The following is a 14,992-nucleotide window of genomic DNA, read 5'->3' as shown; positions in this document are numbered from 1 at the left end:
ATTTCACCTGTCCGCCTCGCTTGTACATGCGTCCATACTTCCTGCAATACCCACAACATCAGCAAGCTGGGTGCCCTTGATAAGTGGTGGCAATGCCTGCATTGTTGGGTACACAGGACCTCTTATTTTCACACGGTATGGTTTATCAGATCCATCAGAAACCATATAGAATCCCATTTCTCCCCTAGGATCTTCAACCCTGTAGAAGACATCTCCAGGAGGGATTCTCATAATTGGGGTTCTCTTGCCATAAGGCAAGTCTTCATTGAATAATGGTCCTGCTGGCATCTGGTCGAGGGCCTGTTCTATAATATACATACTTTCACGGACTTCAGCAAAACGTACCTGAATACGTGCGAATATGTCACCAGCGGTTTCAGTGCATACCTTGAAATCAAGATCCTTGTATGCAAGGTATGGTTCGTCCTTCCTGATATCGAAAGGAACTCCGGTTGCACGTAAAGGCGGACCGGATACACCAAGATCTTTTGCAACGTCAGCGGTCAGTACACCGATTCCCACAGTACGCTTCTTGTAAATGATATCGGTTTCCATCTGGGCTTCCCATTCCTGGAGACCTTTTTCAACGTCTGCAAAGACCTTTTTGGCTTTTTCCCTGAAACCTTCAGGAAGGTCGTCACGTACACCACCAAATCTCAGGAAAGTGTGTGTTACACGGGCACCGGTTGTCATTTCAAGTAAGTCAAGTACACCTTCCCTTACACCGATTGGGTACATGAACATTGAAACAAAACCGAGGAAAGAACCGTATTCCGCATATCCGAGAAGGTGGCTCTGAATCCTTGAAAGTTCTTCAACAATAATCCTGATATACTGGGACCTTTCGGTTGGCTCAATTCCTGCAAGCCTTTCAACACAACCGACAAATGCTTCTTCGTTGGAAAGAGCAGCAAGGTAGCAAATCCTGTCAACAATTGGAATGCCCTGAAGATAGGTCTTGCTTTCCAGTATTTTTTCAATTCCTTTGTGGATGAAACCCAGTTCAACCTCGGAGTCCATCACAGTCTCACCTTTAAGCTTTACGTTAAGCCTGAAAGGTCCGGGCTGTGCGACATGCTGAGGTCCCATGTGGATAATCATCTCATCTGGACCGACATTAGTATCCATAATTATCACTCACACCAGGTTTTTAGCAGTCGTGTTCGGGAAACCTTCGTAATCCTTGCGAAGTGGCCAGTCTCCCAGTAATTCATCTGGGAGGACAAGGTTTCTCAGATCCGGGTGGTTCTTGTATTGCACACCGAACAGCTCATAAGTCTCTCTTTCATACCAGTTGGCATTCCAGTAAACAGGAATAATTGACTCAATTTCCGGATTATCCCTTGGTAATTTTGCCTTAAGGGTTAATACAACCGGATGATCGTAGGAACCGATGAGATATACTATCTCAATCTCGTTATCCTGAATCCTGTCAATAGCAGTTTCTGCACAGAGGTGACCAAACTGGAGTTCGTCCTTGAGGTACTGACAGACTTCTACAACATGCTCTGCCTCAGAATATGCGGAAACACGAATACCAGATTCGACTTTTGCTTCTGAAATGGCTTCCGGGAATTTTGTAGTCAGTGATTCGATTATCTTTTCAGCATCCATTGAAATCACCTTTTGTACTCCGTACCCCTGTCTTCCTTAGCTGCAATCTTTTTCTGGAGTTCAACGAAGCCCTGAATCAATGCTTCCGGCCTTGGGGGACAGCCCGGGATGTACACATCGATTGGGAAAATCTCGTCAATATTCTGTGCTGTGCTGTAGGATTCATAGAATGGACCGCCGCTTATTGAGCAGTCACCCATGCAGATAACCCATTTTGGAGAAGGCATCTGATCCCACAGTTTTTTGAGGGCAGGCAGGTATTTTTTGGTAACATAACCACTAATAATCATGACGTCTGCATGCCTTGGGGAGTTCCTTGGAATAATACCGAAACGGTCAGTATCCATTGGGGCCATACCTGTTACAATGATTTCCACACCACAGCAACCCATAGCCTGAGCCATAAACCAGAGAGAGTTTTTACGTCCCCAGTTAATGACATCCTGGATTTTGGTTGTTTTAAGGAACTCTGTGATTTCCCGGGAAGTTGTAGTAACTACACCTGGGATTTCTTCGGGGGTCACGTTTTCCATATTCACATCTTCCTCAGCAACTTGCTGCTCTTCCACGACGTTCTCCTGTGAATTTTCGTTTACTGGATCCATTTAAGGGCCCCCTTCTTCCACAGAAATACATAGCCGAATAGCAGAACAAAGATGAAAATCAGTATCTCAATAACTGCTAATGTTGTACTCACGCCGGTATCACCCTGATAAACCATTGCCCATGGATAGAGGAAAAGAATCTCAATATCAAAAAGGACAAAGGCAATAGCATACAGATAATATTCCACATTGAACTGGATCCGGGCAGGTCCCGTAGGGGTTGAACCGGATTCATAGGTAGAATACTTCTCAGCTCCCCTGCTTCTCGGACTGAGAAGTTTGACGATTAACATCGTCATCGGGGGCATCAGAAGTGATACAATGAGGAATACAGCAACCGGGATATAACTGTTGATAATATTGGTCTCAATAATTCCTGACACGCCAATCACCTGATAATAAATCCATGAATTACATGGACAGTAGCTACATTCCAGATTTGTTTAGCCAGTTTATATAATACCGGCTAGATCTGAATCTGAATCTTCTATAGGATCATTACATAAAAACATATTGTTTTCCTGCTCAATTACAAGTACAAATCGATAGCTACTTTAACCGAACAACATGCCGGAAATACAGTTTTAATTAATAAGAAAACAAGAAAAATGGAATTATAATTGACTGTGATCTGGAGATGAATTCCTGAATATGAATAATTCAACAAAACAAATTAGAAAAGAAGGGGAAATTGCCCCTTTCAAAATAACTAACTAAAATCAAACGATTTTCGGGGAATAATACTTCTTGATATCTGTCCCACATTTTGAACAGGAAATCAGAAGCCAATCTCCGAGTTCTTCTTTTGAGTATTCTTCGAAAATGGAAGATCCACAAGTTGGGCATACATAGTAGTCCTTGAAGTAGTAGTGGTAGAATGCATGATTCTCTTCAAGCCAGTCGAGAATAAGTTGCATTCGCTCAAAATAGCGCTTTTTTGCAGGAGCGTCCGCCTGTTCAAGCTCATTTGTTGCCCTCTCTGAAATTTCTTTCACAAGCTTCTTTGAACCACTTGTGATTTTCTTGTAGTCAGAGATGTATTTGGAAGTGTTTGACAAATACTTGAAATATTCCTCATGAGCCTGCGGCTTTGATGCATCAGCAACTGTACGAAGGAAGTATTCGCCCATAATATCCTCCATCACATCTGCACAAGAAGTACAGATGTTGTGGCCTTTATAGAGCTGGTAATCCTGCGGTTCCCCACAGATAACACATGTCTCCAATCAACATCCCTCCTTACTTGATAAGGACTGGTTTCATAGCTTCCCTGGTGAACATAATCGGGAAGATATTGAGTACACCCAGCAGATCGCCTTCACGGACTTTCCCTGTTTCCTGCCCAAGAATGTGAGCAAACCTGATATGCCGCTCCTTCTCAACAAGACAATTGCCTTCTTTTGAACCGACCTTTAGAACGGAGGCAACAGCATGGTATGTAAAGGCACAGGGAATGGCAAGAGTATCCGGGTCAAGAGTGACCTCCTTTACTTTGATCTTGCGGTACTCACCTGCTCGGATCTCAACGTCCTCATCAGAAACCATCATCTCCCATTTGGCACGGGTTGCGATAGTGAATTCGTAAGGAGCTGCTCTTACTTTCTTCGAAACAACCTCGCCATTCTGGCGGGAGACTACGTGTATATCTTTTGTAGACACAAAATCACCATATCAAATGTTAGCAGTTGTCATATAAAAATATTGTCACGATTTTTCATTAACAATGATCTGCTCAAATGTGTTACAACTCGAAGGTAGATATAAATATTAATAGGTAAGGTAAATGTTCAATATCCATAATAAGCTCCATCAAGAGCAGTGTCTTTTAACTCCACAGCGGCGAGGGAAACCAGGTGAAAATTACGGCAAGATGTGTAGGGTGCGGACAATGTACAACAGTATGTAACCAGGATGCAATTGAAATGGCAGGAGGTAAAGCCCTGATTACAGATGCTTGTACCAACTGTAAGATTTGCATGCTTTACTGCCCAATGAAAGCTATTGAGGACAAACAATGAAAGTTGCAATCATAGGAGCAGGATTGGGAGGACTGTTAACCGGTGCTTCTCTGGCAAAAGACGGTCATGAAGTAGACATTTTTGAGCGGCTACCGGTTTACGGCGGGAGGTTTACAAACATTGACTGCAAAGGTTTCCAGCTGTCCACAGGCGCACTTCACATGGTCCCACATGGTCCCGGAGGCCCTCTGGCAAGCCTGCTTAGGGACGTAGGGGCAGATGCAGAAATAGTACGCTGCAATCCAATGGCAGTAATCCGCGTACCTAAAAACCGCAAAGAAAAAGACTACAATGGCGGATTCAAGGACATCCCGTTCAACCAATTCGGAACACAATTTTCACTATGGCACAGGATTAAACTGTTTTTCCTTCTTGCATCCACAAAAAAGAATCCACCTACCGGAGTTTCATTTGAAGAATGGATTAATCATAATCTCAATGAAAACAATGCCCGCAAAATTGCAGACTCTTTCTGTGGCTGGGCACTCAGCCTGAGGAGCAAGGATGTTCCTGTGGAAGAAGCATTTTCTATTGTCAGGAATTTGTACAAATACGGAGGCACAGGCGTTCCAATCGGCGGATGCAAAGGCATATCAGATGCATTGGCAGATGTCATCAACCAAAACGGAGGACACATCCACCTCAAATCCGAAGTCGAGGAAATCCTTGTTGAAGACGGCGCTGCATCCGGCGTTATCGTGGGAGGAAAAGAATATCCTGCAGACCTAGTTATAAGCGACATTGGACATCCTCAGACTGCAAGCCTTTGCAAAAACAGTGATATTGATGCAGAATATACCAGAAATGTGGAGGACATCAAAGCCTCTGCAGGTGTCAAAATCTGTCTTGGGGCAAACGAGCCTCTTATCGGGCACAGTGGAGTTCTCCTTACACCACTCTGCCGCCGCATAAATGGGATTAACGAAGTCACAAATATAGATCCTGAACTTGCACCTCCCGGCAAACACCTTGTTATGGCACACCAAGCCGTAACATGGGATCGTATCGGGAACCTCGAAGAGGAAATTGAGATGGGATTAAAGGATCTGGAAGAATTGTTTGCAGGAAAGGATTACGAAGTCCTGCTCGTCCAGTCCTACCACAATGGCTGGCCTGTGAACAGGGCTGCATCTGGATCTGATCCCGGAAACAAGACCCCTGTTGAGAACCTTTATGTCGTGGGTGACGGTGCGAAGGGAGAAGGCGGCATTGAGATAGAAGGGATTGCCCTTGGCGTTATGAACACCTTGAGTCTAATCCAATAATGTCTCATCGTTTTTAAATATCAATAATAACCTCTCTTTATGGGGAGATATAATGAAATCCTTAAAATTCGCCATACTTATTGCTGCATTCTTCCTTCTAATCGGAACCGCAGGGGCAGTTACCACCTTTTCAGCCGACGGCAATGTAGACATAATTGACAACACGACTGATGACCTGTATCTTGCAGGCGGAGAAGTCAATGTCATAGGCGATGTCTACGGAGATGTCGTAGCTGCCGGTGGGGAAGTAACTATTGATGGCGATGTTTACGGAGACGTTATCCTTGCCGGAGGAAACGTTATTATTAACGGTGATGTCGAAGATGATGTCAGAGTCGCTGCGGGAAATGTTTTGATCGCCGGGAATATCGGCGATGATGTCGTTGCAGCTACAGGAAACTTTTTCCTTGCAACCCCTGCAACAATTGGAGGGGATCTACACCTTACCAGCGGAAAGGCATTCTTTTACGGAGACATTGAGGGAGATGTTTCCGGAGGTGTGGAAGAATTACTTCTCGGCGGAACAATAAACGGCACACTTGATCTGGACGTCAGATCTTACGAGATGTTGCCAGAGGCGACAATTGCAGGCGAGACCGATGCAGAGGTCGAGGAGATCACGTCACAAGACAGTGATGAAAGAGGATTCGGCACCCTGAACGCAGGACTCTGGATATTCCGTCTTGTAATGCTTCTGTTAACAGGACTATTCCTCGTGGGAGTGCTTCCCGAAAGAATGCATAGAATGGCAGACGAACTTCCTGAAAGAACACTTCAGAAAGCAGGAATCGGCCTTCTTGTTTTGATTGCCACAATTTTCGGAACTGTTTTCCTGCTAATTACAGTTATTGGAATTCCACTCGCATCAGTAGTCCTGCTATTGCTTGCTTTTGTACTCTATTCAGCCCGCACAATAGTTGCTCTATGGCTAGGAGAATTCATTCTTGCAAAAGTTCGCCCGGAAAGCGGGGCATACGCTTCAATGACTGTGGGAATAATTGTCCTGTTTGTACTCAGCAGCCTTCCGTTCATCGGATGGTGGGTTTTCTGGATTGCCACATTCATATCCATGGGAGCGATTTACTACCTAACACGGGACAAGTGGATTAAGCGAAAACAGGATGTTAGTCCAGAGGATGCGGAGCAAGAACAGTAATTCCGATTTGTTTCAGCATTCTTGAAAGGCTGAATAAAGGCAACCCGACCACATTGAAATAGTCGCCTTCAATGCGTTCTACGATAGCGGCTCCTTTACCCTGTATGGCAAATGCACCGGCTTTTCCAAGAGGTTCTCCCGATGCTACATAGCTGGCAATCTCGTCGTTAGACAATTTCCTAATGGAAACGACAGTTGAAACCGTATCCCGGAATTCTTTTCCAGCAGTTACATCAATCAAAAAAAGACCTGTAATAACGTGCACTTCCTGTCCACTAATTGATTCCAGAATTTGATATGCCTGCAAATCTGAATACGGTTTTCCGATAAGTTTACCCTTACACAAAACCATAGTATCTGCGGAAATTACAACACCATCGTCCAATTTCCCTGCAACATCGTACCCTTTCCGGACAGCATGATGCAATACAACGGATTCATGATCCGTATCCTCAATTTCAGGCTCCTCGTATGAAGACACAATTACCTCAAAGGAATCACCGATTAGCTGGGAAAGTAATTCCTTCCGACGAGGGGAACCTGAAGCGAGAATTATATGTTTCATGTGAATACGATAGTGCGGTAGGAATATAGGAATAATGGATGTCGTATGATTGTTAGGTACTAAATTGAAGCTAACTTAGGATTCCATTTCCCGATACTTGAACCGACGTTTTGCGTAACCCTTGTGTCCACAAACAATGTCTATGCAATCAACTTTTACGTAATCATCGCATTCCTTACATTCGGAATACAAGATATCAGCTCCTTTTTTAGGACATTTTTCTATCCACGCCTCAAGCACCATATGAAAACCTCACCTATTATAATGTGTATATCTGGAATGATAAAATTTCTCCCGGGGAATTTGCATTAAGCTTATGTACAAAAGCTGTTAATTCACATTTAATCCATGCCAGAGTATGTCACATTCGCACGAAACGTTTTCATCCCTGTGACAAATGTTTGCAGGAACAAATGTGGCTATTGCACATTCCGCAGGGAGCCGGATAGTCCGGAAGCACGTCTTATGACTGAGGAAGAAGTAAGGCCAATACTCCAAAGCGGCGTAGATGCCGGATGTACCGAAGCACTTTTTGTTTTTGGAGAATATGCTGAAGAGGTTCCCGAGTATCGGAAGATGCTTGCGGAACTTGGCTATGATTCCACGTTGGATTATGTTTACCGCCTGTGTGAAATGGCAATTGAAATCGGCATCATGCCACATACAAATGCAGGCATTCTCTCCTATCAGGAACTTGAAAAACTAAAGCCTGTAAACGCCAGCATGGGACTTATGCTTGAAACGCTGGCAAGCCTGAAGGCTCATGAAAATTCGCCAGGAAAAAAACCTGACATCCGAATACGCATGATTGAAGATGCGGGAAAATTGCAAATCCCATTTACTACAGGAATTCTTGTGGGAATTGGTGAAACAAAGGAAGACAGGATCGAATCCCTGCAAAAGATTGCAGAAATTCATGAGAAATACAGCCACATACAGGAAGTTATTATCCAGAATTTCATGCCAAAACCCGGTACTGAAATGGAAGGCAATCAGCCTCCCACAAAGGAAGAAATGATGGAAACAGTCCGTCTTGCAAGGGAAATCCTTCCTGAAGATGTGGAGGTTCAGGTTGCTCCTAACCTCATTGATCCTTACAGTCTTGTCAAATGCGGAGCAGGCGACCTGGGAGGAATATCCCCCACGACCATAGACTGGATTAATCCGGAAGCTGAGTGGCCGGACGTGGAAAAACTGCGGAAAATGCTAAAAAACATACCATTAAGGGAAAGATTGCCGATATACCCAAAATTCATAAAGAAAGAATGGCATGGAAAAACACTGGATAAACTCATAAGTTCTCTTGCAGATGATGAGGGCTACAGAGCTTAAAAGGAAGGAAAGTAATGGAAAAAACTATCCCCCAGGATATAATTGAGAGGGCAAAATTCGGCACTGCAACCAAAGAAGATGCCCTGAAACTGCTCGAAGTACCCCCCTTTGAGTTGTTCATTTTTGCCGACGAACTAAGAAAAAATGCTGTCGGTGATAATGTTACTTACGTTGTAAACCGCAATATCAATTTTACAGATAAATGCGTGGGAGACTGCGGCTTCTGCGCTTTCAAGCATCAGGAAAATTACTTCCTTGAAGTTGAGGATATCCTGAACAAAACAAGGGAAGCAAAAGAAACCGGTGCAACGGAAGTTTGTATCCAGGGAGGCTTACTCGAGAATCCGAACATTAGTTTTTACCAGAAAATTCTCAGTTCAATCAAGGCGAATTACCCGGAAATGCATATCCACGCATACTCCCCCATGGAAGTATACCATCTTTCAAGGGCAAGCGGGCTTTCCGTTGAGAACACATTGAAGCGTCTCAAAAACAGCGGGCTTGACACAATGCCGGGAACAGCTGCGGAAATCCTTTCGGACAGGGTACGGGGAATTATCTGCCCTTCCAAACTACCAACCCAGAAATGGGTTGAAGTTGTTACCACTGCCCACAATATTGGGATTCCCACTACTGCGACAATGATGTACGGACACGTGGAAACATGGGAAGAGCGTATTGAACATATTCTTACAATCAGGGATATTCAGCAAACAACAGGTGGATTTACCGAGTTTGTGCCCCTGCCTTTTATGCCCTATAATAACCCCATCGGGGAGAAAATGATAGCAAAGGGGCAATATGCAACCGGCGGTATTGCGGATCTTCAGATCTATGCGCTTTCAAGAATTCTCCTGAATACACAAATTCCTAACATACAGGCAAGCTGGGTAAAGCTCGGCAAGAAGCTGGCACAGGTTGCCCTTAACTGTGGAGCCAACGATCTTGGCGGAACATTGATGGAGGAAAAAATATCCAAATCCGCAGGAGCCACTAACGGGGAAAGTATGCCTGTCGAGGAGCTTGAATGGATTATCACCACTGCCGGCAGAAAGGCAGTCCAGAGAAACACATTCTATGAAATCCTGAGTGAAGACAAATGAGAGCGGTTATTCCTTACAAGAAGGAGAACGCCAAATCCCGGCTTTCAAATGTTATGACAAAGTCCCAGAGGGAAACGTTTGTTGAGCTCATGCTAAAGGATGTAATTGGAAGCCTGAGTGAAGCAGGAATAACAAAAATTGATATCCTTACTCCGCACCCCGAAGATGTTGATGAGGGACTTGAAGTATCCATAATAAAGGATGAAGCAGATCTTAACGAAGCTCTCAACCGGTATCTTAACAACCAGGATGAACCGGTTTTAATCATAATGGCGGATCTTCCTCTTGTACAACCTAAGCACATCCGTGAAATCATTTCAAGTGAGGAGGAGATTGTCATTGTTCCCGGCAAGGGAGGGGGTACCAATATCCTTTACATACAGAGACCCGATGTTTTCAGGGTCAAGTATTATAATTCCAGTTTCGAGAATCATTGTGATATCGCCTGCCAGCATGAGCTTACCCTTGCCAGATATGATTCCTTCATGGCAAGCACCGACATTGACGAACCTCATGATATCGTGGAACTGATATTACACGGGGAAGGGCTTGCAAAAGAATACGCAGAGACTAATTTTGGGAAAAAGAGAGGTGGGAAAGGACGGGTCAAAGCTCATCCCCTGCAACCTTCACTGAAGTTCCAATCCAATTGATATAGTTCTATTCCCCTTTTATCTCCCAATAAACAATTGCAGGTAAGTCATAGCTGTGGAGGCTTTTTACCGTATCCTTTATTTCTCCGAACTTGTCTTCGGTTGTCTTGATAAACATCACAACTTCAGACTCATGAGAAGTTTCACCCTCCCAGACAAATACAGATTGAATTGGATACATGTTAACACATGCTGCTAATTTCCTATCCACGAGTGCCGTTGCAATTGCCTCTCCTTCAGCAGAATCAGGAACTGTAACATAAACGATTATTGGTTTCATAGTATCCGGAAAAGATTTGGGGCAATATTTTATAAATCCTTAATGCATAAGAGGGCCAAGGAAGTTGACCTTCTGGTGTATGCAGATGCATTGCCAAAAAAATATATATAAATCCGAAATAGATTAGGATTTAGTTACACCTCACTTTTGGAGATTGGACCTGGTGATTAGATGAGCATTAGCGTGAATAGGTATAAATGCGGCTATTGTGGTGCATGTGTTGGGGTATGCCCTTCAGGATCACTTGAACTTGTAGAGACGTGGATAGAAGTTGATAATTGTTGCACCAGTTGTGGAATCTGTGCAAAGATCTGTCCGGTTGGAGCTATTGAGGTGAAACGTTGAAAGATTATTATGACATGGTTGTTGTCGGCGCCGGCCCTGGCGGATCAATGACCGCTAAATATGCAGCCGAACAAGGGCTGGGTGTTCTCCTCATTGAAAAGAGACAGGAAATCGGAGATCCGATTCGCTGTGCTGAAGGTGTGGCAAAAGTTACACTGAAAAAGCATATCGAACCTGATCCCAAATGGATCTGTGCAGATGTTACCGGATCCCGTATATTTTCACCGGATATGACAATGGTGGAAATGAATGAAGAGATGTCCGGCGGGGAAGTTGGATATGTGCTTGAAAGAAAAGTCTTTGATCGGGCACTTGCAGATGCAAGCGCAATAGCTGGCGCGGATGTCATGGTCAAGACAAGGGCTACCGGCTTAATTATCGAAAACGATACTGTTTGTGGCGTAAAAGTAATGCATCTTGGAGAAGAGAAAAACATCAGATGCAAGATCGTTATTGGTGCAGATGGAATGGAATCCAAAGTTGGTCGATGGGCCGGGATTAACACTGCATGTAAACCGTCAGACATCGAAACCTGCGCACAATTTCTTATCACAAATGCTGATATTGATCAGAATTTCTGCTATTTCTACCTCGGCAAGGAAGTTGCACCCGGAGGATATGTGTGGGCATTCCCGAAAGGCAATGGTACTGCAAACCTCGGAATAGGAATTCTTGGAAGCCGCTCCGGCAAGAAGAAAGCCATCGATTATCTTAATGAATTCAAGGAAAAGCATTTCCCCGAAAGCAGAATAATTGAAATGGTTTATGGCGGAGTACCTGTCAGCGGACCTATTGAAAGAACAATTGCAAACGGTCTCATGCTTGTGGGTGATGCGGCAAGACAGTCCGATCCGATAACCGGAGGCGGGATCATTAATGCAATGGATGCGGGCAAGATTGCTGCGGAAGTTGCAGTTGAAGCAATTAATAAAGGCGATTGCTCCATGGCCACCCTTCAGGAATATGAAAACAGATGGCGTGCAACCATCGGGGAAGATATCAGCTACACCCTGAAAGTGAAGGACACGTTTGTTAACTTCAGTGATGATGATCTTAATTCCCTTGCTCATTCTGTAGAAGGAATTGCAATCCACAAGATGACAGTCAAGGATCTCCTTAATGCCCTTTTCAAAGCAAACAAGAGATTACTCTGGAATCTTCGCGGACTTATCAAGGAAGCAAAGAAGAAGAATAGTAAATAATTATTCTTCTAATTCTCTTTTTATTTACTCCAGAAAGCCGGTGTGAAGAGCACAAGCACTGTGAAAACCTCGAGTCTTCCTATCCACATATCGGCAATCAGGATTAGTTTTCCAAACGCCGGGATAATGTCAAAATTTTGCATAGGACCAATGAGGGCAAACCCCGGCCCAATATTCCCCAATGTTGCGATGGAAGCACTCATTGAAGTTACAAAATCCAGTCCCATGAGGGATAGGAGAATTGAGCTTATGAAGAATATGAAGAAAAAGAATACCATGAAAGATATCGTTGCCTGCATTACATCATCTGGCACTACTTTATTATTAAATCGAACTGGTTTTACGGCCTTGGGGTGAATTACCCTGAAAAGCTCTTTTTGTGCGTATTTGAACAAAAGAAGGAATCTGACAGCTTTCACACCACCTGCTGTTGAACCCGCGCATCCCCCAATAAACATCAGGGAAAAAAGCACAATTTTTGCCGAGTCTGACCACTGATTAAAATCAACAGTCGCATAGCCGGTAGTTGTCATTATTGAAACTACATGGAATATACCATACCTTAGGGAATCAGATATTGAATATACTCCATTTGAAAACAACATGTATGCCAGAATTAGTGATGCTGATACAATTAAGAAGAAATAAAATTTGAATTCCTGATCTTTCAGGAGACTCTTTCGATCATTGTAGAGGGATTTATAATGAAGGGCAAAATTCGCACCTGCAAAGAACATGAAAAGTACAATGATACCTTCAACAACAGGACTCCCGAATGCACCCACACTTCCCCCGTAAGGAGAGAAACCACCGCATGCCATAGTGGTAAAAGTATGAGTAATAGCATCGTATGGTTCCAGTCCTGCAATTGCTAAAAAAGCAATTTCCAGAAGAGACATTACAACATAAACCATCCACAGGATTTTTGCCGTTTCCCTGATTCTTGGTTTTAACTGGTCTTCTTTAGGACCAGGGGCCTCAGCGCGGAAAAGTTGTCTTCCCGCTATTCCAAGTTTGGGAAGAATAGCAATGAAAAGCATAATAATTCCCATTCCACCCAGCCATTGGGTCATACTTCTCCAGAATAACAGACCCCGGCTGTGGCTTTCAATATCAGTAAAAACCGTAGCTCCGGTTGTTGTGAATCCGGACATGGATTCAAACAGAGCATTTAATGGCGAAAGACCTTCAAACACATAAGGAAGAGCGCCAAACACTGCTGCAAAGAGCCAGCCTAAAGCAACAATCAGGAAACCTTCACGTAAATCCCATTCATCATCTTCCCGCTCCAGAAAGAGAGTTAAACCCGATGCGGTTAATATTGTTATGGTAAGAGGAATTGCAAAAGTACTCAGTGACTCATGATAGTAAAATGATACAATCAGCGGGAGCGACATAAATGCTCCCAGAATCCACAGGATAGAACCCAATACACCAAGAACTACCTTAAACCTCAAATCAATCACTTCATTTGAAGAGTTTTTCGACATCATGCAAAGCAGATGGAAGAGAGAAAATCAGTACATGATCACCGGCATGTATAACATAGTCACCCCTGGGAACGTGTGTTTCATCCCCTTTCACAACCATGCTTACAATAGCTCCACGCGGGAATTGGACATTTTTTAGAGGTTCTCCCACAATCTTTGAATTTGAAGAGGCTGTGTACTCTATGATTTCAACCTTTTCACCTTCAAGTGTAGTGAGTGCTTCGATACCTGTACCCATAGTGAGCTTAAGAACTTCGTTCACAGTAGCTTCCCTTGGACTCGCAGCCCTGTCAACACCTACCATTTCAAAAAGGGGCACATAATCGTAATGATCAGCCCGTACAATTACTTTCTTTGCACCCAGTTGTTTTGCAAGGAGAGCGCAAAGCAGGTTTTTCTCATCACTGTCGGTAACGGAAATTACAACATCCATATCCCCAATACCTTCTTCCCTGAGAAGGTTGAGGTCGGTTCCATCCCCCCTCAATACAAGAATGGACGGAAGTTCTTCTGCAATGAATTCAGAGCGTTCTTTTTCCCTTTCTATGAGTTTAATTTTCAGACGTGTATGCTCGAGAAGCTTGGCCAGATAGAAGCCAACCACACCACCGCCAATAATCATAATACGGCTTTGTTTTCTTCCAATTTCACCAAAGAGTGCTGGAATTTCCACCATGGATTTAGATCTGCCCATGATGACCATGTGATCTCCTGCCCGGACCACATCATCGCCACGGGGAATTATTAAATCTGATTCACGAAACAGGGCACTTACAATACAACCACCCGGTAAATCGAGTTGATGGACCTTTTTGCCGACAATTTCGTTGTCTTTTTTAACAACAAATTCCATCATCATAACTTTGCCGTCAGCAAACAATTCCGTATCAATTGCCTCCGGAATAGAAAGAATATCAGCAACTTCTGATGCGAGAGATAACTCCGGACAAACCATCACATCAATACCCAGTTGGGTTCTTTTTGCTACAGGGCTGTCGATATAATCAGGATTACTTACCCTTGCCATTGTCTTGAAATTTGAAGCAGACTGCATTATCAACTTGGAAGCCATGCATGATACGATGTTGACCTCATCTAACCCTGTAACTGCTACAAGGAGATCAGTGTTCGGAAGAATTTTTCCGAGAATTGCGGCGTTTGCACCATTTCCGCGTATCACCTGCACATCCAGTTCATCTATTCTCAGGCAGGCATCTTCATCTTCATCAATGACAATAATATCGTTATTCTGGTACAGCGACTTGGCAATATGATAGCCAACTTCACCGGCACCAATGATAATGATTTTCATAAAAATTCCTCAATCCAGTCTTTGGACTCACGAGGATAATACAAACACTATT

The 14,992-nt window shown here is 43.7% G+C and carries 19 protein-coding genes; 8 read left to right on the top strand and 11 right to left on the bottom strand.

Features of this window, described 5'->3' with window-relative positions:
• Window positions 1-3 precede the first annotated feature (3 nt).
• The 6 genes from fpoD to J2755_RS09425 form a co-directional block, all read right to left on the bottom strand.
• Complete coding sequence (fpoD, locus tag J2755_RS09450; RefSeq protein ID WP_209682556.1) at window positions 4-1,128, bottom strand: F420H2 dehydrogenase subunit FpoD; 1,125 nt, start codon at window positions 1,126-1,128, stop codon at window positions 4-6.
• Window positions 1,129-1,137: 9 nt separating this feature from the next.
• Entirely contained in the window at window positions 1,138-1,614 is a 477-nt protein-coding gene (fpoC, locus tag J2755_RS09445; protein ID WP_209682552.1) for a F420H2 dehydrogenase subunit FpoC, read from the bottom strand.
• A gap of 5 nt (window positions 1,615-1,619) precedes the next feature.
• Window positions 1,620-2,219 carry a F(420)H(2) dehydrogenase subunit B gene (fpoB, locus tag J2755_RS09440; RefSeq protein ID WP_209682549.1) on the bottom strand — a complete coding sequence of 200 codons (600 nt, stop codon included), beginning with the start codon at window positions 2,217-2,219 and terminating at the stop codon, window positions 1,620-1,622.
• Window positions 2,207-2,602: a F420H2 dehydrogenase subunit FpoA gene (fpoA, locus tag J2755_RS09435; protein ID WP_342591075.1), complete on the bottom strand. Its 396-nt coding sequence runs from the start codon at window positions 2,600-2,602 to the stop codon at window positions 2,207-2,209. Before fpoA ends, fpoB begins: the two co-directional genes overlap by 13 nt.
• 336 nt (window positions 2,603-2,938) lie before the next feature.
• Complete coding sequence (locus J2755_RS09430) at window positions 2,939-3,445, bottom strand: hypothetical protein (protein WP_209682546.1); 507 nt, start codon at window positions 3,443-3,445, stop codon at window positions 2,939-2,941.
• A gap of 13 nt (window positions 3,446-3,458) precedes the next feature.
• The gene (locus J2755_RS09425) at window positions 3,459-3,878 is read right to left on the bottom strand and encodes a DUF22 domain-containing protein (protein WP_209682543.1); all 420 of its coding nucleotides are present in this window, start codon (window positions 3,876-3,878) and stop codon (window positions 3,459-3,461) included.
• 194 nt (window positions 3,879-4,072) lie between these two features.
• Between J2755_RS09425 and J2755_RS09420 the strand changes: the two genes are divergently transcribed.
• From J2755_RS09420 to J2755_RS09410, 3 genes are read left to right on the top strand one after another with little or no spacing between them, the layout of a single operon-like run.
• The gene (locus J2755_RS09420; RefSeq protein ID WP_209682539.1) at window positions 4,073-4,237 is read left to right on the top strand and encodes a 4Fe-4S binding protein; all 165 of its coding nucleotides are present in this window, start codon (window positions 4,073-4,075) and stop codon (window positions 4,235-4,237) included.
• Window positions 4,234-5,502, top strand: coding sequence for a phytoene desaturase family protein (locus J2755_RS09415; protein ID WP_209682535.1), 1,269 nt, complete (start codon window positions 4,234-4,236; stop codon window positions 5,500-5,502). The genes J2755_RS09420 and J2755_RS09415 overlap by 4 nt, the downstream gene beginning before the upstream one ends.
• A 52-nt stretch (window positions 5,503-5,554) precedes the next feature.
• Window positions 5,555-6,658: a polymer-forming cytoskeletal protein gene (locus J2755_RS09410; protein ID WP_209682531.1), complete on the top strand. Its 1,104-nt coding sequence runs from the start codon at window positions 5,555-5,557 to the stop codon at window positions 6,656-6,658.
• On the opposite strand, the gene J2755_RS09405 is transcribed toward J2755_RS09410, so the two are convergent.
• Window positions 6,627-7,223, bottom strand: coding sequence for a Maf family nucleotide pyrophosphatase (locus tag J2755_RS09405; protein ID WP_209682528.1), 597 nt, complete (start codon window positions 7,221-7,223; stop codon window positions 6,627-6,629). The two genes, J2755_RS09410 and J2755_RS09405, sit on opposite strands and share 32 nt — an antisense overlap.
• Before the next feature lie 75 nt (window positions 7,224-7,298).
• Entirely contained in the window at window positions 7,299-7,466 is a 168-nt protein-coding gene (locus J2755_RS09400; protein WP_209682525.1) for a hypothetical protein, read from the bottom strand.
• Between the two features lie 105 nt (window positions 7,467-7,571).
• Between J2755_RS09400 and cofG the strand changes: the two genes are divergently transcribed.
• Genes cofG through cofC form a run of 3 tightly spaced genes read left to right on the top strand, consistent with a single transcriptional unit; the run spans window position 7,572 to window position 10,311 of the window.
• A complete protein-coding gene (cofG, locus tag J2755_RS09395) occupies window positions 7,572-8,555 on the top strand; it encodes a 7,8-didemethyl-8-hydroxy-5-deazariboflavin synthase subunit CofG (RefSeq protein WP_209682522.1) in 984 nt (327 codons plus the stop codon).
• A gap of 14 nt (window positions 8,556-8,569) precedes the next feature.
• Complete coding sequence (cofH, locus tag J2755_RS09390) at window positions 8,570-9,658, top strand: 5-amino-6-(D-ribitylamino)uracil--L-tyrosine 4-hydroxyphenyl transferase CofH (RefSeq protein ID WP_209682518.1); 1,089 nt, start codon at window positions 8,570-8,572, stop codon at window positions 9,656-9,658.
• Complete coding sequence (cofC, locus tag J2755_RS09385; RefSeq protein WP_209682515.1) at window positions 9,655-10,311, top strand: 2-phospho-L-lactate guanylyltransferase; 657 nt, start codon at window positions 9,655-9,657, stop codon at window positions 10,309-10,311. Before cofH ends, cofC begins: the two co-directional genes overlap by 4 nt.
• A 7-nt stretch (window positions 10,312-10,318) precedes the next feature.
• Here the strand turns inward: cofC and cutA are convergent, their stop codons facing one another.
• Window positions 10,319-10,591, bottom strand: a complete 273-nt coding sequence (cutA, locus tag J2755_RS09380) for a divalent-cation tolerance protein CutA (RefSeq protein ID WP_209682511.1) — start codon at window positions 10,589-10,591, stop codon at window positions 10,319-10,321.
• 171 nt (window positions 10,592-10,762) lie between these two features.
• Between cutA and J2755_RS09375 the strand changes: the two genes are divergently transcribed.
• A complete protein-coding gene (locus J2755_RS09375) occupies window positions 10,763-10,936 on the top strand; it encodes a 4Fe-4S binding protein (RefSeq protein ID WP_209682506.1) in 174 nt (57 codons plus the stop codon).
• Complete coding sequence (locus J2755_RS09370; RefSeq protein WP_209682501.1) at window positions 10,933-12,138, top strand: NAD(P)/FAD-dependent oxidoreductase; 1,206 nt, start codon at window positions 10,933-10,935, stop codon at window positions 12,136-12,138. The genes J2755_RS09375 and J2755_RS09370 overlap by 4 nt, the downstream gene beginning before the upstream one ends.
• Window positions 12,139-12,158: 20 nt before the next feature.
• Here J2755_RS09370 and J2755_RS09365 read toward each other — a convergent pair whose 3' ends face one another.
• Window positions 12,159-13,595, bottom strand: a complete 1,437-nt coding sequence (locus tag J2755_RS09365; protein WP_209683348.1) for a TrkH family potassium uptake protein — start codon at window positions 13,593-13,595, stop codon at window positions 12,159-12,161.
• Between the two features lie 10 nt (window positions 13,596-13,605).
• A complete protein-coding gene (gene trkA, locus J2755_RS09360) occupies window positions 13,606-14,940 on the bottom strand; it encodes a Trk system potassium transporter TrkA (protein WP_209682496.1) in 1,335 nt (444 codons plus the stop codon).
• Window positions 14,941-14,992: the final 52 nt, after the last annotated feature.

The sequence above is a fragment of the Methanohalophilus levihalophilus genome (genome assembly GCF_017874375.1).
Classification (GTDB): Archaea; Halobacteriota; Methanosarcinia; order Methanosarcinales; family Methanosarcinaceae; genus Methanohalophilus; species Methanohalophilus levihalophilus.
This window is presented reverse-complemented; position numbering and strand designations above follow the sequence as displayed.

What these genes read in the sequence shown, in the direction of transcription:
- fpoD (WP_209682556.1), bottom strand. Translation starts at nt 1,128, where the DNA reads ATGGATACTAATGTCGGTCCAGATGAGATGATTATCCACATGGGACCT.
- fpoC (WP_209682552.1), bottom strand. Translation starts at nt 1,614, where the DNA reads ATGGATGCTGAAAAGATAATCGAATCACTGACTACAAAATTCCCGGAA.
- fpoB (WP_209682549.1), bottom strand. Translation starts at nt 2,219, where the DNA reads ATGGATCCAGTAAACGAAAATTCACAGGAGAACGTCGTGGAAGAGCAG.
- J2755_RS09415 (WP_209682535.1), top strand. Translation starts at nt 4,234, where the DNA reads ATGAAAGTTGCAATCATAGGAGCAGGATTGGGAGGACTGTTAACCGGT.
- J2755_RS09410 (WP_209682531.1), top strand. Translation starts at nt 5,555, where the DNA reads ATGAAATCCTTAAAATTCGCCATACTTATTGCTGCATTCTTCCTTCTA.
- J2755_RS09405 (WP_209682528.1), bottom strand. Translation starts at nt 7,223, where the DNA reads ATGAAACATATAATTCTCGCTTCAGGTTCCCCTCGTCGGAAGGAATTA.
- J2755_RS09400 (WP_209682525.1), bottom strand. Translation starts at nt 7,466, where the DNA reads ATGGTGCTTGAGGCGTGGATAGAAAAATGTCCTAAAAAAGGAGCTGAT.
- cofG (WP_209682522.1), top strand. Translation starts at nt 7,572, where the DNA reads ATGCCAGAGTATGTCACATTCGCACGAAACGTTTTCATCCCTGTGACA.
- cofH (WP_209682518.1), top strand. Translation starts at nt 8,570, where the DNA reads ATGGAAAAAACTATCCCCCAGGATATAATTGAGAGGGCAAAATTCGGC.
- cofC (WP_209682515.1), top strand. Translation starts at nt 9,655, where the DNA reads ATGAGAGCGGTTATTCCTTACAAGAAGGAGAACGCCAAATCCCGGCTT.
- cutA (WP_209682511.1), bottom strand. Translation starts at nt 10,591, where the DNA reads ATGAAACCAATAATCGTTTATGTTACAGTTCCTGATTCTGCTGAAGGA.
- J2755_RS09375 (WP_209682506.1), top strand. Translation starts at nt 10,763, where the DNA reads ATGAGCATTAGCGTGAATAGGTATAAATGCGGCTATTGTGGTGCATGT.
- trkA (WP_209682496.1), bottom strand. Translation starts at nt 14,940, where the DNA reads ATGAAAATCATTATCATTGGTGCCGGTGAAGTTGGCTATCATATTGCC.